This window comes from Cohnella sp. OV330, assembly GCF_900112065.1.
GTDB lineage: Bacteria > Bacillota > Bacilli > Paenibacillales > Paenibacillaceae > Cohnella.
On record NZ_FOKE01000005.1, the window covers coordinates 467,089 to 489,122 of the forward strand.

The window sequence follows — 22,034 nt, forward strand, 5'->3', positions numbered from 1 at the left end:
GTAACTATTTAATAAGTTGATTCAACCTTCTGAAGTCGTTGGGCTTCGTCTCCATCGTGGCTTTGATCAGCTTGTTTTTCTCAATGGAATACACGGGTGCGTCTTTGCCTGCGTATACCGTAGAAACGCCGATGGCAGCAATATTTGACTTGATTGTATTCCCGGTAATGACAACCTTTTTCACGTCGTATTTGTCGTTCCTCTTCCAGTAATCGTTTATTTTTATGAGTTCGACCTTCATGGACGACAGATGCTCCGCCGTTATCGCGTTGTTCTCCAGGACGACGCTCTTGGCTGCTTGGACACTGACTGCCTGCGTGTTGCCGAGCAGCTCGAAGGTCGAGTTTTTAATCGTCAGATCCAAGTCCGAATGTTCTGCGAGAAGGTTGGTAGCGGAAGCCTCGCCGGATTCAAACGAACACCCATCAAATACATAGCTCCCCTTGAGTTTCAATGAGATGGAACCGAATTGCCCGGTATCCCCCGACACGAATTGGCATCCCGTATACTTGCCGGGAGAAAGGGAGATGCCGTATTTTGCATTGTATCCGATGACTTTCAGATTCTCGAAAATACTTCCCGCTGCAGCGCCTCCCGTAATTGAACGAAGCGCCGGTTCGCCGGTAATCGTCATGTTGCGCACGCGAATGGGTTGTCCCCAGATTGTAAAGCCCGCATCCACTTGCTTGCTGACTGAAATGGTGACATTGGAGATATCGACCCCGAACGCTACCTTAGAGCTAACGGAAAGCGTCGAATCGATGAACGCCATTCCGTCTATTTTTACGTTGGGCCCGGAGATCGTCGTGTACGAGTTATTCATCGTATTTCCATGAAAGGTCGCATCATTCTCCGCAACAAGCCGCGTGCCGTCGAAGTGATTATCGGTTATCGCGGCGTCGGAGAATGGATCCGAAACGGCAAGTCCAATAACCCCTTTGGATCCAAGACGGTTCCCTTCTACTTTGGCTCCCTTGCCATCGAACAGAATCACGTCGTAGGCTGCATTATTGTAGAATTCATTATTTTGTATCGTGATATCGCTATTAAAAAAGCCGTTCACCTCAAAACCGCCTTCAACGTCAATCCCCGATTGAGGTGCGGTTCCTTTCATATCGTGAAAGGTGCTATTGGAAATCAAAACGTTGTCCGCTCCGCCAACGGTTATTCCTTGCCGCCGATTAAAGGCGAACTCGGAGTTCGTCACGACCACGTCTTTGCTGACGGTACGATTCCAATATTCGAAATAAGCGCCTTTGGCCGAAGACTGGTTAAACACCAGATAAAAGTGGTCCGCCCCCTCGGGAATCGGTATCTGATCTCTTCCCTGAGCGGTAACTTTTTTAAGGAATACGCCATTGGTTTTATAAAAATAGACTTCGAATCCTCGAGGTAGTCGCATCAAGTTGGATATTTCAAACAATTTAGCCGTTTTGAATATCGGATTGTTAAAATACAACGCTTTGGATGTACGGATCTTCTTCGCGTCTTTGACTTTTTTGCCTTGATCGTCGATTGCTCCTGAAACGAAGCTATTCTCGTAATAATCCGTTACCATCGTGCCTTTCCCTTGAAAAATGGCACCGTCCCCCGTAAAATTGATAGCCTTAACATCATCGATCGTTATGCCGGAGGCCCCCTCCAGCAGAATTCCGTACCCGCCCTCGTGCGTTCCGGCGCTGTACTTATTGTCCTTCATGGAATAATTATGCGTATCCTTGTCGCCTCTGTACGTGCCGCCCTTTATGGTGACATCATGAACGCCGTAGCCGATATATAGCAGCTCGTATCGTTCTTTGCCGTTCGTCTCCTTCTGCAGCACCGCGTCATCTGCAAGCTCGAAGGTCATATTGGATACCATGGCAATATGACCTTCTTTGGCGACGAGGTAGGTTCCCGACGGAAGAAAGACCGCCTTAACCCCGTTCTTGCTCGCCCACTCGAGCGCTTTGTTGATTCCGTTCGTCGTCTCGGTCGCATGCGTACCATCCGTATATAATCCCCATTTATCGGGCTGTATGACATAGGAATCAGGGCTCGACTCGCTCACTTGGCCGTAGGCTGGAATCGCACCCGGCATCAATACAGTCAGCAACAGCGACATCGATAGAACCGTTCGTCTCAAATACGTTTTTACATTCACTTTTAAGTCCTCGCTTTCTTCCTATATATCGGCATCCTGCAGCATGGACAGTCGTAAAAAAAGCCGCCGGCACCAGCCAGCGGCGAGCATCAAATCAATAACAATAGAAATTCTTCCAGCTACTGTAGGAGTCGTACTTCGGATCGTCCCATTTGTCGTCATCGCAGTCATTGCCGTTGAGCCAGTCCCAGAAACCGCCGTCGTGATTCCCATAATCGGAATCATGATCATGGTTATTGTTGTTGCCTTTATCGTTGCCTTTATCGTTGTTGTTGCCTTTATCGTTGCCTTTATCGTTGTTGTTGCCTTTATCGTTGCCTTTATCGTTGCCTTTATCGTTGCCTTTATCGTTCGCTTGATTCGATGTGCTGGACTTGCCTGTGAACAACCAAGCGATCGTACTCGTAAAGGAAGAGAAGTACGAAGAGGAATGAGAGTTTGATGAATTATTCGAAGACGCGAAGGCCGATGTCGGGAACAGCATGACGCTTATTACAACAACGAAAAGCGCCATTCGAGAAAACTTAGTCATCTATATAACACCTCTATCATTAGTTCTATAGAACCACAGCCTACTGAAGGTTATTTTAAAACAAATTTTGCCAAATGTAAATGATGAAATGGGATGCGTCACAACACTACGCTCTTTTTTTTCGCCGGTAGCCTTATCCATATCCACGTGATGGCCAAGCATTCCGCCAACGTCAGCAGCAGGTAAATAAGCCCTTCTAGCCCGCTCATTGAAGCACGATCCCAATCTAGCGCGAACAAATTCAACTCCATCAGCGGGATATGGCACACGAAAGCGATGATGCTGAATAGATTAATCGCCCTATGGTACTTTTGCACCTCCTTTAGCGGCACGCGAAGGATTCCGTAGAACAGGAGAATCGTATTCGGAATCAGGCTGAACGCCAGCTTGTATTTTTCGTTCCAGTCGGCGAAGCTGAGAAGGAGTCCGGTCTCGAAAAGAGTAAGGACGATAGCCGGCATCCATAATGATCTTGGCTTTAGCCTGAGGAAAGGCTGCTCTTTACGGGCCAGTACGGCTCCCAAAAGAACGAAGGTTAAGCCGAAACCGAAGTACCTAGTAAACAAGCTGATCAGGTCATCCTTATATCCCTCCAGCAGCGAAAATGGGCCCCACGGAAAATCGTGCGGAAACGCCCTCAACGATCCGGATGTCCATTGGCATATCGCATATCCAACTCCTGCCGCGATCATACCGATCAGCAGTCTATTCCGCGCCCATAGCCAATAACTGATCAGAACGCCGAACAACAGCGGCGGGATGAACCAAAGCTGCAGGAAAGGCCCATTCAAAAATACCGCATAGACGAGGATCTTCGTTTGCAGGAACAGATTGCTTAGCCCCAACCCGCCGGTCTGAAGCGCCGGAAACGTAAACCTTATCATAAAGAGAAAGCAGAAAAAGGCGTAAATGATCCCGATTCGCGTCACGTATTTACGCACGTAAGCGCCCGGAACCGCTGCATGCGTCCACCCTTGGTAGACAAGGAATCCGGAAACGACGTAAAAGCATGGCACGATAATCCGCAGCGCCAACAGCGCGAACTGGTACTGCTGTTCGGGCACCTCCTGCATGAGGGGGATAAGCAGCGCATGGGCCGTCACGACCAGCAATGCTCCCGTCAGCTTGAACAACGTAATGCCGGAATAATAGTTACGCATATTCCTTCAGTTCTCCGACGCTTTCTAGGGCCAGCCGCTCCAGTTTGGCAATTGCGACCTTTCCCGTCGGCGAGATAGGAAGCTCCGATACTTGTATGTAGTACTTGGGGAGTTTGAATGCGGACAGATGCGGTTTCAAAGATTCGTTCATTTGGCCGGAAGTCGGATGCCGCCCCGGTCTTGGAACGATAAAAGCGCATAATTGTTCACCGTACAAATCGTCCGGAACACCTACAACGCATGCGTCCTCCACATCCGCTTGCAGGAGAAGCATGCGCTCGATCTCGATGGGAGAGATCTTCTCGCCTCCTCTTGAGACCATCCGTTTCATTCTTCCCGTTATCGTGAGATGACGATTGCCGTTAAGGAAGCCGAGATCTCCCGAACGATACCAGCGATCGGCAGTCAAGCTTGCACGATTGCTATCCTCGTCGCAGTACTTCATCACCCTGTGGCTCCGAATTTGGATCTCTCCTTGCTCTAGCGCAGGCAACTCCTCTCCGGTCTCGGGATGGACGATCCTGACTTCCACGCCCCGGTCCACTTTTCCGGCCAAGCTGTGCGCGCTGTTCTCGAATTCCCGAGGAGAGATGGATCCGCTTAGAAACTTCGCCTGCTTCAACAGCCTGATCATCAGACGCAATAGCTTATTCCCTCTGCTTTCCAGCAAGCAGATACCGTTGGATACCGCTCCCGCTTCAGACGAACCGTAACTAACCATAAAAAAGATCAGGTTCAAATCTCGCGTGACGCGCTGCAAAATGTCGTTGTTAACCGCAGCGGAGGTGAATATAACCCCGAGCACCGACGAGAGATCGAATTTATCTCGCTCGCCGCAATTTAGCATCCGCTGGATCATGTAGGGGGTACCGACCAGAAACCGGTATTTGCCTTCACTAAGTACGGTAAGCGCGGTAATGGGATGGAACCGGCTCAACATGACGATGCGGATGTTGCATACTTTGAGATTGGTAATAATCGTGGCGAATCCGCCAAGATGATAAAGCGGCAGCAACGTCATAACGGAGAATCGGCTAGATACGCGGTCCGTCCATCGCCTGAAGATGTCGGCACCTCTCCGTTTGCCGGCGGCACGGTCATTGTCGGAAGAGACCAGGAAAGAGGCCGTCGTTCGGAGAACCCCCTTTGGCACGCCTAACGTCCCGGAGGTATATAGAAGAACGAGCGGGTCCTCCGAACGAATGGACCGACACCTGTCTATCAGTTGCTGTTCTTCCTCGGGGCCGGATATCGCGAGCAACTCCGAGTAGGGGCGGAAAGGAGCGAAAACGTTATTGGGCTCGTCCACGATAAAAATATGCTTCGGAATCCAAGCAGCGCCGCGTCCGAGCTTGCGGTGCTCCTCCATGAATTCGCTTAAAATAGTCGCGTATGGCTGCCGATGACCGGTCGCTGTCATAATGAGTACAGCCGGCATCGCGTCGGCAAGCAGAGCCCGAAGTTCATCCTTAGCCGAATAGCTGTTGAACGGCACGATCACCGCTCCCGCGCAGGCCGCCGCGAGCATAGAGATAATCCATTCCATCCGCCCCGGCATCAGAATCGCGACGCGGTCTCCCTTTTGAATCCCGACTTTAATCAACCCTTGCGCCGCGCGCCAAGTCTCCTGCCAAACCTTCAACCACGAGTATTCTTGTCGCTCCTCCGGAAAGCTGAATGCAATATCGTTCGGCGATTCTGTCGCGCGTCGCCGAAGCAAGTAGGGGAGCGTTTTCTCATCCATCTCCCCGACCGCCTCGCGCAAAAACGCCCATTCTTTATAACGACCGGACATCCTTGACCCTCCTATGAATTCCTCGCGTTACATTCATTATTCATGAATATAACACGCCCATTGTTCTTTATAAAGAACAAAAATGACTCAAGGATTGACGAAGTTCCCGCTCACGATATCATTGGCTTTTAAGGACAGGACGGCTTTGTTAAGCGTATTGTTCCGAATCGTATACGGCGGCGCCCCAATGCCGGCGTAAGCAGTCTGAATGCCGATCACCGCAATATTGGCATTGATGACGTTCCCCTCGATCCTTGACGCGAGGACGTCGAATGGTTTGCTTCGATCCCAGTAGTCGTTGATTCTAACCAGCTCCAACGATTTTCTTTGCATGTTCATCGCATTTACGACGTTATTTTCGAAAACGAAACGGTCCGCCGTCTGAACCGAAACCGGCTGGCTGTCGCCCAGTACTTCAAATTGCGAATTGCGGATCGTGACGTCCGCTCCCGCCCGCTGAACGACTATTCCGACAGATCCGGAAGTCGAATTCGTTTTGAACTTGGCGCGATCAAACACGTATTTAGCCGGAAGACTGATGCCGATTGCTCCCATTTGTCCGCCCTCTGACGCTTCAAACGAACAATCCGTATACGTACCGGCCGGAAGGGACAGACCGTAGGTCGAATTGTAGTTCACAACTTGCAATCGGTCGAACGTATTCGCCGCCGTGGATCCTCCGACGAACGAGCGCAGCTTGGACGGCCCCGATATTTTGACGTTGCGGAAGATCGTCGCTCCGGTGCCGTATACGGACAAACCGCCTTCCTTCGTATCGTCCGCAATCGTAATCGATATGTTGGACGCCGCGATATCCCCATTCGCCGCCGCAGAAGTATTCAGCGTTCCGTTGACGATGTCCAACCCGTCGATAATCATGTTCGGTCCCGTAACGTTTATATAGGAATCGTTCATCTTGTTGTTCAACAATTGAACATCGTGGTAAGCCAATATCCGCGTACCGTCGAAATGATTGTTCTTCGCCACCGTATCCCCCGCGAAGCTGGCAGAGACGGCGAGACCGATCGCGCCTTTCGAGGACAAATGGTTGTTATCGATGACAGCGCCGCGTCCGTCATATAGAATGACATCATAGCGGGCGTTATTCCAAAATTCGTTTCCGCGAATCGTAATGTTGCTATTCCAAAATCCGTTCTCGCCGAACCCGCCCTCGACGTCGATGCCGGACATCGGTGCCGTACCGTTGATATCGTGAATCCGATTATTCTCGATCAACGTACGGTCGCCGCCGCCGATCGTTATGCCTTGTCGACGGTTGAAAGCGAACTCGGAATCGCGCACGACCGTGTTCCCCGCCTGAAGACGTTGCCAATACTCGCCATAGACATTAGCGGCGCTTGGTTGATTAATGACGATCCGCATCTGCGCGGCACCTTTAGGGATGTCGATTCGGACTCTGACTTTTGCGGCGGTTTTGGAGATATAGACTTGATTTTTGTCATAAAAGAAAATTTCGAATGACGAGGCATTTCGCCAGTTGGATAATTCAAAGTACCCTTGATCGACAAATTGAGACTTCGTTAACGAATACATCTTGATCGTGCGAATTTTATTTATGTCAACGACGGGAGCGCCGGCCGCGTTTAACCCGCCCGACTCGAAGTTAGCGGCATAAAGATCCGAACCCATCTGTGCCGCGCCGCCGATGAATAGGCCGTCTCCCGTAAATTGCGTCGCCTTCACGCCCTGGATCGTGACGTTTTGCGCCCCTTCGATAACGATGCCGTACCCGCCCTCATGCGTGCCGGGGCTGCTCGGGCTATCCTTACCGGAGAAGTCGTGCGTATCGCGGTCGCCTTTGTACGCCCCCCCTTTAATCGTGACATTGTCCGCGCCGTACCCGATCAGCAGCGTCTTGTAAGATTCCTTGCCGTTCGTTTCCTTTTGAACGATCGCATTCTGCGCAAGCTCCCATAGTATATTCGCTGCGAGGATAATCTGTTTGTCCTTGGAGATCAGATACGTTCCGGCGGGAACGTATATCGCTTGAACACGCTCGCCGCTCGCCCAAGCGAGCATTCGGTTCAGGCCGTCCGTCGTTCCGGCCGCGTCCGTGCCGTCGTTATGAATATTCCATCGGGGGAGCTCGACGAGATAATGGCTAGGCGTTCCCGGCACTGTCCCGCTCGAGGCGATCGTCTTGCCCGTCCGATCGATGGCTTTGACCTCGAAGCTGTAGGCGATGCCATAATTTAATCCGGCCACATTGAATTCGGTGTTCTGAATCGGCTTTGTATTTGCCAACTGTCCGTTCACGTAGACGTTGTATCCTTGCAATTGAACGGAACTTACCGCTTCCCAATGGATCGCGACGGAGCTTGGACCTCCGACTGCTTGAACCCCTTTGATGACGACAGGGGCGATTGCCAGCGATACGTCGATTCCTTCTTCCTGTTGCGACTGATAGACGGCGGATACCTTCACCTTGTAGGTCTTTTCTCGCTCCAAGCCGGATAGGGCGTATTCGGTCGCCTTGACAGGCTCCGCGTTTTGTAACTCGCCATCGACGAAAATGTTATAACCGGTCAAGTATGCGCTTTGAATTTCCTCCCAGGAAATAACAACGGAATCCCCTTCGCTCCTAGCCGATAGGTTAGTGGGCTCCGGCAGATCAAGAGAATTCGTGCTTCCCGCCATCGTACGATCCCCCTCCCAATGGATAAAAATTTACATCTTAGGGTATATCGTATGTCATGCGTCAACCGTAAGGACCAGGCCTTATGATCATATCAAGAGCCGGCCCATACCCGATTGCCGGAGAACGATGCCTCCGAGCAAAAAAAAGACGATGCCTGTCGTCAGCAAGAAGCCGGCGACGACGATCGTCTTGCGAATGGCCTCCAAATCGGGGCCCCTATTCCCTGAGCGCTGTCGCCGCGTACTCGCGTCCGAATCTCCGAACGAGCACGATGAGCCAGATCCCCGCTGCAAATTGGCCCAATCCGGCAAGCAACGTCACGATCGACAAGAAACCGATACCGTTCAAACCGAACGGTAGAACGAACAGCATAATGACGCTCATCGCGAGACTAAGATGCCATACGGCGCGAAACGACCGAGCCGCTTCCATGCGGTCGATCGATGCGGCCGTCCGCGCGAACCCCTCGCATAAGCCGTATAGCAGCGCGAGCATGCATAACGTCGAAAGTCCGATCGCGGACAGCGCAGACAGCGAGTACGAGCGATCCGACTGCGAGATCGTCACGGTCGCCGGCATCGCGCCCGCCAACTCGGCGATCGACAACGCCAGCATAACCGCCGCAGCCGCCATGGCGATCCCGAATCCGCGCTGACGGTCCGGCAAGTTGGCGAGACCGATCAGAATTAAAATAAATCCAAGGACGTCCGGCAGCAGGTCGAAGCCGTTAATCCGAAAATCGAACAGCGTCAGCCCGATACCCCAGGCGATCTGCGAGCAAGCGGTCCTCATTTCGCCGCCCTCCTCTGCGCTTTGACGTATTCGCGAATGGCAGCCTGCGTCGGATAAGGATGCCGCTCCATCGGAATCATTTGAACCCGGCCGATGCCGGCCTCATCCGTATATTCAAGCCGGAGCCGCATTGTGACAGGCTGCAGGTAGAGCTGCGAATTCTCGGGTGCCGGAAAAGCCGCCGTCAGCGATATCGGCGTACCGGCATCGATCGCGCGCGGAAAGACGGCCGCGTCTGTGCCGAAGTACAGTTCATACGTAAAGGCCGAGCCGAGTTCGTTCAAAAAAGCGGAGCTAAATCCGGTTACTTTAACGGCTTTTTCCACCCGGAACGACGCCGTACTCGTACCGTCGCTTGAACTGGACGAGCTGACCCCACTGATCGAACCGCCGCCACCCCTCTCACCCTCCCGGTACACGATCATCTCGCCGATATCCGACTTTTCCAGCGTGCCGTCGCTATAATATACATCAACCGAATTAATCGTCAGCGGCCCTGCCGATGCGGACGACGCCTCATCCGAGCCGGAATTGAAATGCCCGATCAAGCGGTACAGCTTCTGGCTCCTGAACGTCATATATTCCGATATCGGATAAAACTGCAACGCCGGCAGCCCCTCGTTCGAGACCGATACGGGCAGCCGCTTGTCGTCGTTGTTCGCGATGTAATATAGCATGAACGAGTCCCCTGGCGAATCGGACACCTCGATGAGATGCGATAAAAAGCGGCCTTCCGGCAACCGGCTCGTTGGATGCGAATAAATGTTATAGGCCCAGCTTGCGACGATAAGAATGAAGATCGACCATCCGAAGAATGCTTTTCTCAAACGCTCTCCCCTTTCGTGCCCTATTCCCCGATATCCCTATTGCCTCAATCGTCCAACCGCGTCCATGTCGTCCTCACATATCCAAGCTTCATCCCAGCCCGGTCCATATTCCGCTGGCTTTGGGATAGATACGCACATTGGCTCACGGCGATCTTGCAGCCGCTCCGGTGCGCCGCGTCGATTCTCTTGTCCAAGAGCAGCCGATGGAGCCCTCTGTTCCGATAGGCCGGCAGCACGGCCGCGAAGGTGAACGAGGCTTTGTCGTTCTGGATAAAAAGAACGCCCGCCCCCGCGGCGACACCGTCCGCATATGCGAGATAAAACTGCCATCCCGGCCGGCCATAGAGCACGCGGTTGTTCGCGGCGACAGACGGGATCCCCGCGTCCGGCAGTCCGGTCCCTTTGCAATGAATGGACGCGTACAGCTCCAATTGATCCTCCCGAAGCGCCTCGATCGAGATCGAACCCGAACCCGATCCCGTGCCCGATTCCTGAATTGAACCGGGCCCCTCGTGCCTCGCTTCTCGACGTTCGGGCTCCATATACATAGACGTATGAATGCCGGAGGGATAAAATCCCGCTTCCGTCAGTTTCTTCAAAACGATCGGGCTCGCCAAAGCGGGTACCGCTTCGAATTGAACGGCCCGTCCTCTTTCTCGGTAGAACGCGACGATCGAATCGATCGCATCCGCATCCGCCTCGGTCAGCCCCTTTACCGTATTAAAAGCAGGCCAAGGCATCGTCTTGCTGTAAAAGCACGCGGCATTTCCGAACCGCGCGATCTCGATGCCTTCCGGGTTGCCCGGTCTGTCCCGGATCGCCAGCATGCGATCCGTCATGAATGCGATCTCCGAAGCCTCGATATCGCGGACGAGCGCGAGCGACGGCAATAAGCCGTTCATAAGGGGATCCCTCCAGCTTCAAGGTTTATCCCCTGATTTTACCACCGGTCCATCACGAATGGCCCGTTTTTTTGCCGGCTGCCGAAAAACGCGAGATGACGAATACGAGCGGGACGTACAAAAACACCAGATTTTTTTGGGTTAGCCCAACTCGCGCCTGCAGACCCCAGAAAAAATAAAGTAAATGCGAAAATATAGCGTTGAGAGTAGATACATCTTTTTTTAAATCGCATCCAATCGCTTCTTGTAAAAAAAGGACCCTTAAGAAAGACGAAAAGTGTCCTTCCTCAAGATCCATCTCATCAAAAAGCCTTTCATACAATGAATATGCGTCAGCGGATCAAACGCTGGCGCTGCGCCTCGAACAGCAGCACCGTGGCGGCCATCGCGACGTTCAGCGACTCGGCATAACCGGTCATCGGGATAATAATCGGCCGATCGATGAGCGCCGACGCGTCCGCCGACAGCCCCGCGCCCTCGTTGCCGAAGAGCAGCCAGACGTCGCCGCCGGTCAGATCGATCTCGTAGCAGGAAAGCTCCGCCTGCAGGCTTGTACCGTACAACACCGCGCCCTGCCGCTTCGCTTCGGGCAGGAGCTCGCTCAGCTCGGCCTCGATCGTCGGCACGCGGAAAAGCGAGCCCATCGTGGCGCGAATCGTCTTGGCGTTGTACAGATCGGCCGTGCCCTTGCCCAGCACGACGGCAGAGGCGCCGCTCGCCGCCGCGCATCGCACGATCGTGCCGACGTTGCCGGGGTCCTGCACGCCATCGAGCACGACGACGGGTCCTCTACGGTGTATGTCGATCGCGTCGTTCGCGCTGCTGACGAAGAGCGCGGCCGGGTCGACGTTTCGCTTCAGCGCCACCGCAAAAACAGGCTGAGGCGTCTCGGTCTCGCTGCACTTGGCGATAATGTCCGGCGACGCCGGGACCCAGGCCGTCGCAGCGGCCGCCCCTTCGCCCGATCCGGCGCGCTCCGCATACGGCATCAGCTCTTCGGGCAAGCCGTATCCCTCGTCGAAGACGACCGCCTCGAGCGGCCATCCCGCTTTCAGCGCTTCCTGGACCAGATGGACGCCCTCCAGCTTGAAGCGCCCGCTCTGCTGCCGGTATTTGCGCTCGGACAGCTTGGCCCATGCTTTTACGCGAGGATTGGCGAGCGAGGCGAGCGCAGGCTCAAAGGCTGGCATAGGCTTGCTCCAATTGGGTCAGCTGACCGTTATTGCCGACGATGACGAGCACGTCGTTGCGCTGCAGCGGCTTGTCCGCCCGCGGCGTCACGTCCATTTTTTCCCCGCCGTGCTTGATCGCCATGACGTTGCACCCGAATTTGACGCGAAAATCGAGTTCTCGCAGCGTCTTGCCGGCCATGTTCGATGGGACCTGCAGCTCGACGATGCTGTAGTCAGGAGAAAGCTCGATATGCTCGATAATGTTCGGAGAGATGAGATGGTGCGCGACTCGCAGCCCCATGTCCCGTTCGGGGAACACGACTTTGTCGGCGCCGATCTTGCTCAGCACCTTGCCGTGAAGCTCGTTCTGCGCCTTTACGATGATTCTCGGCACGCCTAGGTCCTTAAGAATCAGCGTCGTCAAGATGCTCGCCTGGATGTCCTGGCCGATCGCGACGACCACGACGTCCAGATTGCGGATGCCGAGCGCCTTAAGCGCTTCCTCGTCGGTCGAATCCGCGGAGACGGCGTGCGTGACCACGTTCGCCATATCCTGCACGCGCTCCTGGTTCTCGTCGACCGCGAGCACTTCGTATCCCATTTTCGCCAGATACTGGGCGACGCTCGCGCCGAAGCGACCGAGACCTATGACGGCGAATTGCTTTTTGCCCTTGGCCATGCCGAAGGTTCCTCCTCGTTGCTGCCTTGCCGGCTTCGCTTTTCGTGTTTTCCATTATAACACGGACCCGCGCGCCGGATAACCGCCATTCGGGACGGAGACGCTATATTGGCGGCAGGCCCGGTCACGCCCCGGTCTGCGGACGACCGCTTCGAGGAGGATCAGAGCCATGAACATCACCCTGCGAGAAGCCATCTTCAAACGCGTCGAAGGCAAAAGCAAGGCCGAGCTCAGGGCCACGATCGAGGATTCGATCGGCAATGCCGAAGTGACGCTGCCCGGCATCGGCGTGCTATTCGAGATGATCTGGACCCATAGCGCCGAGGAAACGCGCGAGCAGCTGGTCGACACCTTGCATGCCCAGCTCGCGGCGCGAACCCAGGGAACGGAAGACGTGCCCTCGCCCTCTTGATCTCCTTTAGATCCGGTAATCCCTCGTCTGCGACACGACCGTCCCTTCGACGATCGTATCGGTGACGACGGGCACGTCGCCGATCGTACGGACGACGAGCAGGTCCGCATGCTTGCCGAGCTCGATCGAGCCGAAGCTCGCTGCTTGCCCCAGCGCCGCAGCCGGTTCGAGCGATGCCATCCGCACGGCCTCATGGAGCGGAATGCCTTCGGCATGCATGGCGAACAACGATTGAAGCAGCGACGCCGGATGATAATCGGAGCAAACGATGTCGGCGGCGCCGGCCCTGACGGCCTCCATCGCCGTCAGGTTTTTGTCGTGCGAGCCGCCGCGCACGATGTTCGGAGCGCCTACGCATATTTTCATTCCTTTTCCCGATGCGTATGCGGCCGTCTCGAGATTGAGCGGAAATTCGCTGATAGAAGCGCCGTACGCCATCGACCGGTCCGCCTGCTCGGGCGTATCGTCGTCGTGCGACGCGACTGCGATGCCATGCTCCCGGGCCAAGGCGGTAAGCTGACGCAGCTTATCCCAATCGATCAGCGCCCTGCGCGCCTGCAGTTCCTCGACGATCCGCTCGCACTCCTCCGCGTCGACGCCCTGATTTTTCATGACATATCGTTGAAAAGCGCCCGGACGGCGATATTGACCTTGACCCGGCGCATGGTCCATCAGCGATAAATAATCGATCTGCCCTTCGCGAATCAGACGTTCGGCGAGCGGGAAGCCGGTCAGATGCGACACCTCGTAACGAAGGTGCACGCGATGGCGAATCATCGACCGCGCGCCGCTAAGCCGCCGGATTGTCCCGATCATCTCCGACACGAGATGCTCGCCCCTGAGACTAAGGCCCACGCCGAGCGACAACGAATGGTACATCGTCGTGATGCCATGTCCGGCGAGCTTGCGCTCGAATTGCAAAAACGCCATCTCCAGGGGAAACAGCGTATTCGGGCGCGGCTCGACTTCCTTTTCGATCGCGTCGCAGTGGATATCGACGAGGCCCGGCAGCACGAATGCGCCGTCCGCGTCGATCGTGGGCGCGTCTTCGCCGACTCCGCGCTCGCCGCTGCTCCCGATCCGGGCGATACGTCCGTTTTCGACGAAGATATCGGCTTGCTCTACGCCCCCGGGAAGCACGATTTTGCCATTGCGAATCCACAGCTTTTTTTCCATTGTCAGCTCTCCCCCGACCATTCCATCTACAATAAGAATAGTATTCCACAAACGCCCTCGCAGGAGCAACATCGGGCGTTCGATGGGGAGACTGTGCGGTTGCGTTCGACGCGAATTGGCCGTATTCGAGCCCATGCCGAGTCGTCAGTCCAATTCGGCCCGGGAGAACAGATCCCGGATCAGCCCGTCGTCCTCGCAGGCGGACTTAAAGGCGCGGGCGAAGCGGACGATCGCCTCCAGGTCGCCGGAGTAAGCGCTGAACATGCCCGCCTCGGGATCGAACCGAACGACGCCGGACAGCTCGGGCATCCGCTCCTCCAGGAACACGGCAGCCAGCGAAGCCCAATCGTAGCCGCTGCCTTCGAAGCCTTCGTCCTCCCGCATGCGGAACAAATCCTGCTTGTAAATGCCGGCGCTCAAAATGACGGATGCGCTATCGCCGTGCCGGGCGAGCTTAAATGGGGCCAGCTCCTCGTCCAGCTCGCGCTGCTCCCCGCCGCTTCGACCGCCCGCCCCGGCTTCGTTTCTCAACTGCGCGATCAATTGCGCCGACGCTTCGTCGGTGAACCGCAACCCGCCGTTTTCCGATACGATCAGCCCCTGCTGCATCCGTTGGTCCAACCAATCCGACACGAACCCCGGCGCATAGCCGTTCGTGGCGAATCCTTCGCCGAACGCGAGCATGTCCGGATAGCGTTTCAGATAAGCTTCCCGGTCGGTCTGCGGATACTTCTTGGTATACAGCCAAAACTGCACGTCGTACATCAGCGTCGACAGCTTGTCGGCGTGGAGGGAAAAGAAGCCTTTCTCCGCTACGATTTTTCTGCATACGGCGCGGATAAGCTCCTCGACCGCTTCGAATTCGGTCGCATGGCCGCACAGCTCCGCCAGCAACGGCGTAAACTGGCCGTCGGTCACCCGCAGCAAATCCTGCTCCGCATCCGCTTCCGAAGTGTCGAACGCTTCCTCGTTCACCAGCCCGCGGATAAAATCTTCGAAGTTCGAGGCCAGAAAGGTGATGCGGTAATCCCTCTCCTGATCGACATGTACGACCTGGGGCTCCCCTTGCGGTCCGCAGTCGCGGTAATCGAGCATGACAACGTCATGGCCGGCGGACGGGCAGTCGCAAAAAACGACTCCGATAGCGGGATAGCCCCACTCTTCGATCATGAACGGACTTCCGAACTCTCCGCTTAGCGAATAGCTTTTGTCCCGGCCGATGCCCATGATGCCCGTTATCGCGATATGGTCGTCCGCCCAGGAAGTCGCCTCTTTCGTCGGAAAACACGTGTTGCGCGGGATGCCTCCGTTTTGCAGCTTCATCAGGTGAATGTACGAGGCCGGCAGCTTGTAGCCCAGCTCCTCCTCCACCTCGGCGATCAGCTCGTCCGTGGGCGGATCCGACACGAAGGCTTCGCGCGCAAAATCGCTGTCTTCCCAAAAATCCGAAAAATCCAATTGCTCGAAGGGCACTTCGGAGTGGACGCGAGTCGACATCGGCTTGGCTGCGAGCTGCTCGGCTTCCGATCGGCTCAATCTCAGCAGCTTCCTCGCCAGCTCATCCGAAGGATCCAAGCGGATCGCTTGCTCGAATGCCGCAATCGCCTCCTCGTAACGATCCAGATAGTAGTAGGAATACCCGGCCCGAAAATGCCACAGCGCGTCCGAGACGCCCTGCTCGGCCACCGATCGCAACAATGTCAGCGCCTCCTCGTAACGATCGAGGTTGTTATAGGCTCTTGCCAGGTGGCTGGTAAGCGTGTAGTCCCGCTCATCCGGGGGAATCCGCTCGATCGCGTCGACGATTTTGCCGTAATTGCTCTTGCGATGCCAGACATTCAGTTGCTCGATCAAGTCTTTGGCCACGTTCGGCGCCCTCCGATTATGTATGAATTTGGATGTTTCAAAATAGAACCAATTGAATTTACCCAAATTTTACTTATTTCAACTGCATTTGACCAATTCGGAGGCATTATTCTTGTCGGTCATACGAAAAAGCCCGTACGGCCTTCATCCGTACGGGCTTCTGTTACTCAGGGCATGATTAGCCAGCCTTACTCGAATCCGCCTTCAGGCATGATCGCCGGACGCTCGGCGAGCGGCTCGAGCGCGATGTGCCGGTCTTCGGCAGATGCCTGCAGCAGGCCGTTCATCGTCTCGAGTACGTGCAGCGCCAGTCTGCCGGATGCGCGATGCGGGCGGTTCTCCGCGATGGCGCGCGCCATGTCGATGACGCCGATGCCGCGCATGTTGTCGTCATAACCGAACGCAAGGGATACATCCTCGTAGTCGCCGCCCGGCTTTTTGAGCTTGACGGGACCGCCGAACGTATTCGGATCCGGTACGCGCAGCGTGCCTTCGGTGCCGTGAATCTCGATCATGTTGGTCAAATTCGTGCCGGCCGCGACGTCGAAACTCGTGATCAGCGTACCTACCGCGCCGGACGCGAAGTCCAGAACGCCTGCGATATGCGTCGGCGTCTCGACGGGAATGCGCTCGCCCTTCTTGGACCCGCTGCCGACGACGCGCTCGGGCAACGAAATCGCCGCCGATGCGGTGACGCGACGGATGCCGCCGAGCAGGAAAATGAAGGCGGTCAGATAATACGGTCCCATGTCGAACAGCGGGCCGCCGCCCTTTTGGTAGAAGAACACCGGATCCGGATGCCAAGCTTCGGGGCCGCTGCCCATCATAAAGCCCGTCGCCGCGATCGGCCGGCCGATCGCGCCTTCGTCGATCAGCTTGCGGCAAGTCTGAATGCCGCCGCCCAGGAACGTCTCAGGCGCGCAGGCGATGCGCAGCCCCTTGGACTCGGCCAGCGCGACGACGTCGCGACCGTCCTGAAGCTCGACAGCAAGCGGCTTTTCCAGGTAGACATGCTTGCCCGCTTCGAGCGCGCGGCGGCTGATCTCGGCGTGGGACGCCGGGATGGTCAGGTTGACGACGATATCGATCTCGGGGTCCGCGAGCAGCTCCTCGACGGTATATGCTTTCGGCACGCCGAACTCCTGCGCGCGCGAGCGCGCACGTTCGACATCGATGTCCGCGCACGCCACGACCTGCACGTCGGACGAGGCCGTAAGGTTTTTCAAGTATATCGCGCTAATATTGCCGCAGCCGATCAAGCCGATCCGATTATTGCTCACGTTTATCATCATACTCCTTCGCGATTGGGTTAATCGCTTCCATTATAACGCTTGCAGCCCACGCATTGTTGTCCGTTTATTGTTCGATTTTGGGCCAGCGCGCAAAAAACCGATTGCAAAACGCGTCCATGATCCCTATAATCATGGATATAAAGAATCTATAATATCATTTAAGGAGAATGCATATGGAACAGCTACTGGATGCTGCGGTCATCGGAGGCGGGCCGGCGGGCTTGAATGCGGCGCTCGTGCTGGGGAGAGCCAGGAAAAACGTAATCGTGATCGACGAAGGTCTCCCGCGCAATCGAGTTACGCATGAGTCGCACGGATTTTTGACGCGTGACGGGATTAAGCCCGATGAATTCAGGCGGATTGCCGTCGAGCAGATTGGCGCTTACCCCTCGGTCCGTTTCGCCTCGGACATCGCCGTCGAGACGACAGGCACGGACGGCGACTTCAGAATCATGACCAAGCGAGGCGATGACTATCGGGCGAAAAAGCTGCTGTTCGCCGTCGGCAAGAAGGATCGCCTGCCCGAAATCGACGGTCTGACCGACGTATATGGGAAAAGCGCGTTCGTCTGCCCTTATTGCGACGGCTGGGAGCTGCGCGATCGACCGCTTGCCGTCATCGCCAAAGGCGAGCGCGCGTTTCATTTCGCCAAGACGATCCTCGGCTGGTCGGACCGCATCGCCTTGTGCACCGACGGACCCGACGAACTGACGGACGGGCAGCGCGAGGAACTGCGCGTAAGGGGCATCCCGTTATTCGATGCGCCGATCCGCCGGATCGTGTCAGAGCACGGCATGGTGAGCCGGGTTGAGCTTGAAGACGGCGCCAGCGTCTCTTGCACCGGCATCTTTTTCGCGCCGACGCTCTTGCCGGGCTCGGATCTGCCCAGGTCGCTCGGATGCGAGCTGACCCCGACCGGCAGCGTCGCGGTGACCGATGCCTTGGGCAAGTCGAGCGTACCGGGCGTATATGTCGCCGGCGATATCGCGACAGAGCTCAATCAGCTCATTCAGGCCGCCGCTATGGGCGCAATGGCCGGCGCCGGCATTAACGCCGAGCTGCTGGCGGAGGCCTGGGAAGCGCGGGGACGGGCGATGTCGTCCTGACCGTAGACATGAGAAAGCGCCGAAAACGGTCTATGACAAACAGTTCCGCCACGGGCCCATAGTCCGACCCTCCCTGCCATTTGCCTTGCCACAAGGAGCAACTTCCTCATCCGGCGGCTCGCGCCGACAGCAAAACCCCGACCGCAATCGGCCGGGGTTTTTGCCTGCTAAATCTTTTTCGCTTAAGGTGCCGTCTCCAGGAACTTCACGTCCGGCATGCGGTCCACAGCGGTACGCATCGCGTACTCGTTTTCGAACAGCGCAACGTTGTTGTCGTTCTTGTCCTTGACGAGCGTCGAGTTGATGCGGAACTTGGAGGCGTCAAGGTTGTCGGCGACGATCCAGCGAGCGAACTGGAACTGCGTGCGCGCGAGCTGGATGTCTACGCCGTACTCGTTTTTCATGCGGTATTCGAAGACGTCGAATTGGAGCTGTCCGACGACGCCGAGATACGTATCCTCGAACGGGCCGATCGAGCGGAACACCTGCACCATGCCCTCTTCGGTCAGCTGATCGAGCCCTTTAAGATATTGCTTCTGCTTCAGCGCGTTTTTGACCGACACCTTGGCGAAGATCTCGGGCGAGAACGTCGGCAGCTCGTCGAACGTCAGGTTCGCGCCCTGGGCGAGGCTGTCGCCGATGCGGAAAATGCCCGGATCGAACAAACCGATAATGTCGCCGGGATAAGCGGTGTCGACGATGTCGCGATCCTGCGCGAGAAATTGCTGCGGCTGGGACAGCTTGATGTCCTTGCCCGCGCGCACGTGCTTGACGGACATGCCGCGCTCGAACTTGCCGGAGCAGATGCGCAGGAAGGCGATGCGGTCGCGGTGAGCGGGGTTCATGTTCGCTTGGATCTTGAAAATGTAGCCGGAAAACTTCTCGTCGTCCGGCTCGACTTCGCCGTCCGTCGTACGGCGCGACGTCGGCGCGGGGGCCAGCTGCAGGAAGTTCTCGAGGAACGTCTGCACGCCGAAGTTGTTGACGGCGCTGCCGAAGAAGACCGGCGTCAACTCGCCCGCGCGCACCTTTTCATAGTCGAACGGATCGCCTGCGACGTCGAGCAGCTCGAGATCCTGCGCCAGCTGGTCGGCGAGATAGTCGCCCGCCATCTCGCGGATCGCCGGATCGTTGTAGTCGGCGGCCGGGCGAACCTCGATCGTCGAGTGGTCGTTGCCCTGGAACAGCTCGACCTGCTTCTTCATGCGGTCGTAGACGCCGCACAGCTCGCGGCCCATGCCGATCGGCCAGTTCATCGGTACCGACCGGATGCCGAGCACGCGCTCGATCTCCTCGAGCAGCTCGAACGGATTCTGTCCTTCGCGGTCGAGCTTGTTGATGAAGGTGAAGATCGGAATGCCTCGCTTGCGGCATACCTGAAACAGCTTGATCGTCTGCGCCTCGACGCCCTTGGCGACGTCGATGAGCATGACCGCGCTGTCGGCGGCGGTCAGCGTGCGGTACGTGTCTTCGCTGAAGTCCTGGTGACCGGGGGTGTCCAGGATGTTCACGTTTTTGCCGGCATACTGGAACTGCATGACCGACGAAGTGACGGAGATCCCCCGCTGCTTCTCGATTTCCATCCAGTCGCTGGTCGCGTGGCGGGCGGCTTTGCGCGCCTTGACCGAGCCGGCGATATGAATCGCGCCCCCGTACAGCAGCAGCTTTTCGGTCAGCGTCGTTTTGCCCGCATCGGGGTGGGAAATTATCGCGAAGGTGCGGCGCTTCGCCACTTCCTGCTTAAGTTCGTCGCGGATCGCTTTGCTCATGAATCACGGATTCCTCTCTTGGACAATATGGCAAATTACATTATAGCATATTGTGCCCGGCCAGGGAGGTGAACCCGCGCTGCGGCACGCGGGCACAGACGGTGGAATCGCGCATATTTGCGCGATGGCCTGCAGTTCCCGCGCCTAGGCTCAGTGCGCCAGCGGCGCATCCCCATCCTCGCGCTTCTGCAGCACTTCCTTCTTCAGGAACCAGCAGAGCACGAAGGCAATGCAGACGAATACGATCGAAATCACGTACAGATTGTGATAGGCGCCCGAGAACGCGGTCTTCACGTGTTCGAGCAGATCCGGCGCGAGTCCCTTCGGGATGCCGCCCGTCTGAATCTCGCTCGCGGTGCCCGCCGGCAATTGGTCCGCGATTCCCTCGATGCCTTTCTTGATGTCGCCCGCCAGCAGCGAGCCGAACACGCTGAGTCCGATGGACGCCCCGATCGACTGGAAGAGCTGCACGGTCGAGAGCGCGATCCCGCTCTCTTCCTTGCTCACCGACTCTTGAACGATCAGATTGTCTCCGCCGAACAGCGCCCCGAGCCCGACGCCCATGATAACGAAGGTAACGACGACGAAGATCACGCTAACGTCGATGCCGAACTGCAGCATCAGCACCAAGGCGATGATCGGCAGCGTAAACGAAATAATAAAAATCGTACGGTAAGCGACGCGCGTAATGAGGAAGCCTACCAGGATGCTGAACGGAATCGCCCCGCCCATGAACGCCAGGTTCATATACCCCGAAGCCCTAGGCGATAAGCCCATGACGTTTTGCGCGAAAAACGGGAAGTTGGCGAAGGTGCCCATGACGCCGAGCATCAGAATGAACACGAGGCTCGACAGCACGATGACGTTGCGGTTGCGGAACAGATGAAGCGGGATGATCGGCTCTTCCACGCGCCGTTCGATCCAGATGAGCAGCGCCGTCAGCACGACGAACAGCACGAGCATGCCGATAATAAGCGGCGAGCTCCACGACAGCCCCTGCGTCTCGATGAGCACCGGCGCGAGCAGCAGGGACAGCAGTGCGAGCATGAGCGTCGCGGCGCCGATCCAGTCGATCTTCTTCTTTTCCTCGCCTCTCTTTTCGACCATCCCGATCCACATGACGGCCGCGGTCAAAATGCCGAACGGCAGGTTGATCAGGAAAATCCAATGCCAGTTGACGTGCGAGATGAGCTCGCCGCTGATCGTCGGTCCGAGCAGCTGAGGAAGGATCATCAGCGGTCCGAACAACGCCTGCAGCTTGGCGCGCTGCTCGAGCTCGTACGTATCGCCTAAAATGACCATCGCGAGCGGCATCAGCCCGCCTGCCCCGATCCCTTGGATCCCCCGTCCGACGAGGAGCATCGGCATCGATTGGGCGAGCCCGCAGACGAACGAGCCCGCGATGAACAGCCCGATGCACGCGAGATAGACGCGCTTGCGGCCGTAGAGGTCGGCCAGCTTGCCGAGGATCGGCATGAACAGCGTCATGGACAGCATGTAGATGCCGGCCACCCAACCCATCAGCGGCAGTCCGTGCAAGTCCCGGATGATCGTCGGCATCGCCGTGGAGACGATCGTCTCGTCGAGCTCCGCGAAAATCAAGCCGAGCATGAGTCCCGTCAGTACGAGCGCTTTGTTGTTTTTGCGTCCGATCGCGGCTTGCGCGAGTGGAGCCATAGCCATTTGCGTTTACACCCCTTTAAATCGGCGGAGCCGCCGCCTATGCCGGCAACACCGCGCTTTGAACTGTCG

17 protein-coding genes are annotated in these 22,034 nt (G+C 56.6%); 3 read left to right on the plus strand and 14 right to left on the minus strand.

Annotated elements, in window-relative coordinates; all coding sequences use genetic code 11:
• Positions 1-4: 4 nt before the first annotated feature.
• Positions 5-2,143: a right-handed parallel beta-helix repeat-containing protein gene (locus BM235_RS14840; protein ID WP_143106681.1), complete on the minus strand. Its 2,139-nt coding sequence runs from the start codon at positions 2,141-2,143 to the stop codon at positions 5-7.
• 43 nt (positions 2,144-2,186) lie between these two features.
• Here BM235_RS14840 and BM235_RS32055 point away from each other — a divergent pair, with 43 nt between their 5' ends.
• Positions 2,187-2,585 (plus strand): hypothetical protein, encoded by a 399-nt coding sequence (locus BM235_RS32055; RefSeq protein WP_158543838.1) that lies wholly within the window; start codon positions 2,187-2,189, stop codon positions 2,583-2,585.
• 188 nt (positions 2,586-2,773) lie between these two features.
• On the opposite strand, the gene BM235_RS14850 is transcribed toward BM235_RS32055, so the two are convergent.
• The 8 genes from BM235_RS14850 to BM235_RS14885 form a co-directional block, all read right to left on the minus strand.
• Positions 2,774-3,808, minus strand: a complete 1,035-nt coding sequence (locus BM235_RS14850; RefSeq protein ID WP_158543837.1) for an acyltransferase family protein — start codon at positions 3,806-3,808, stop codon at positions 2,774-2,776.
• Positions 3,809-3,827: 19 nt separating this feature from the next.
• Entirely contained in the window at positions 3,828-5,579 is a 1,752-nt protein-coding gene (locus BM235_RS14855) for a class I adenylate-forming enzyme family protein (protein ID WP_158543836.1), read from the minus strand.
• Positions 5,580-5,717: 138 nt separating this feature from the next.
• On the minus strand, positions 5,718-8,288 hold the full coding sequence (locus BM235_RS14860; RefSeq protein WP_090114508.1) for a right-handed parallel beta-helix repeat-containing protein: 2,571 nt from the start codon (positions 8,286-8,288) through the stop codon (positions 5,718-5,720).
• Positions 8,289-8,505: 217 nt separating this feature from the next.
• Positions 8,506-9,081, minus strand: coding sequence for a hypothetical protein (locus BM235_RS14865; protein ID WP_090114510.1), 576 nt, complete (start codon positions 9,079-9,081; stop codon positions 8,506-8,508).
• Positions 9,078-9,908, minus strand: a complete 831-nt coding sequence (locus BM235_RS14870) for a hypothetical protein (protein WP_090114512.1) — start codon at positions 9,906-9,908, stop codon at positions 9,078-9,080. The genes BM235_RS14865 and BM235_RS14870 overlap by 4 nt, the downstream gene beginning before the upstream one ends.
• A gap of 44 nt (positions 9,909-9,952) precedes the next feature.
• The gene (locus tag BM235_RS14875; RefSeq protein ID WP_090114514.1) at positions 9,953-10,810 is read right to left on the minus strand and encodes a GNAT family N-acetyltransferase; all 858 of its coding nucleotides are present in this window, start codon (positions 10,808-10,810) and stop codon (positions 9,953-9,955) included.
• Positions 10,811-11,142: 332 nt separating this feature from the next.
• The gene (locus tag BM235_RS14880; RefSeq protein WP_090114516.1) at positions 11,143-12,000 is read right to left on the minus strand and encodes a TrmH family RNA methyltransferase; all 858 of its coding nucleotides are present in this window, start codon (positions 11,998-12,000) and stop codon (positions 11,143-11,145) included.
• On the minus strand, positions 11,987-12,661 hold the full coding sequence (locus tag BM235_RS14885; RefSeq protein WP_090114518.1) for a potassium channel family protein: 675 nt from the start codon (positions 12,659-12,661) through the stop codon (positions 11,987-11,989). The genes BM235_RS14880 and BM235_RS14885 overlap by 14 nt, the downstream gene beginning before the upstream one ends.
• A gap of 169 nt (positions 12,662-12,830) precedes the next feature.
• Here BM235_RS14885 and sspI point away from each other — a divergent pair, with 169 nt between their 5' ends.
• Complete coding sequence (gene sspI, locus BM235_RS14890) at positions 12,831-13,073, plus strand: small acid-soluble spore protein SspI (protein ID WP_090114520.1); 243 nt, start codon at positions 12,831-12,833, stop codon at positions 13,071-13,073.
• Positions 13,074-13,079: 6 nt separating this feature from the next.
• On the opposite strand, the gene BM235_RS14895 is transcribed toward sspI, so the two are convergent.
• The 3 genes from BM235_RS14895 to BM235_RS14905 all read right to left on the minus strand — a co-directional run bounded on the left by BM235_RS14895 (position 13,080) and on the right by BM235_RS14905 (position 17,395).
• A complete protein-coding gene (locus BM235_RS14895) occupies positions 13,080-14,249 on the minus strand; it encodes an alpha-D-ribose 1-methylphosphonate 5-triphosphate diphosphatase (RefSeq protein ID WP_090114522.1) in 1,170 nt (389 codons plus the stop codon).
• Between the two features lie 144 nt (positions 14,250-14,393).
• Positions 14,394-16,115, minus strand: coding sequence for an Imm51 family immunity protein (locus BM235_RS14900; protein WP_090114524.1), 1,722 nt, complete (start codon positions 16,113-16,115; stop codon positions 14,394-14,396).
• Between the two features lie 188 nt (positions 16,116-16,303).
• The gene (locus BM235_RS14905) at positions 16,304-17,395 is read right to left on the minus strand and encodes a Gfo/Idh/MocA family protein (RefSeq protein ID WP_177244232.1); all 1,092 of its coding nucleotides are present in this window, start codon (positions 17,393-17,395) and stop codon (positions 16,304-16,306) included.
• 185 nt (positions 17,396-17,580) lie between these two features.
• Here BM235_RS14905 and BM235_RS14910 point away from each other — a divergent pair, with 185 nt between their 5' ends.
• Complete coding sequence (locus BM235_RS14910) at positions 17,581-18,513, plus strand: NAD(P)/FAD-dependent oxidoreductase (RefSeq protein WP_090114529.1); 933 nt, start codon at positions 17,581-17,583, stop codon at positions 18,511-18,513.
• A 182-nt stretch (positions 18,514-18,695) separates the two neighbouring features.
• On the opposite strand, the gene BM235_RS14915 is transcribed toward BM235_RS14910, so the two are convergent.
• Entirely contained in the window at positions 18,696-20,282 is a 1,587-nt protein-coding gene (locus BM235_RS14915; protein WP_090114531.1) for a peptide chain release factor 3, read from the minus strand.
• A 150-nt stretch (positions 20,283-20,432) separates the two neighbouring features.
• Positions 20,433-21,965 carry an MFS transporter gene (locus tag BM235_RS14920; RefSeq protein WP_090114533.1) on the minus strand — a complete coding sequence of 511 codons (1,533 nt, stop codon included), beginning with the start codon at positions 21,963-21,965 and terminating at the stop codon, positions 20,433-20,435.
• Between the last annotated feature and the right edge of the window lie 69 nt (positions 21,966-22,034).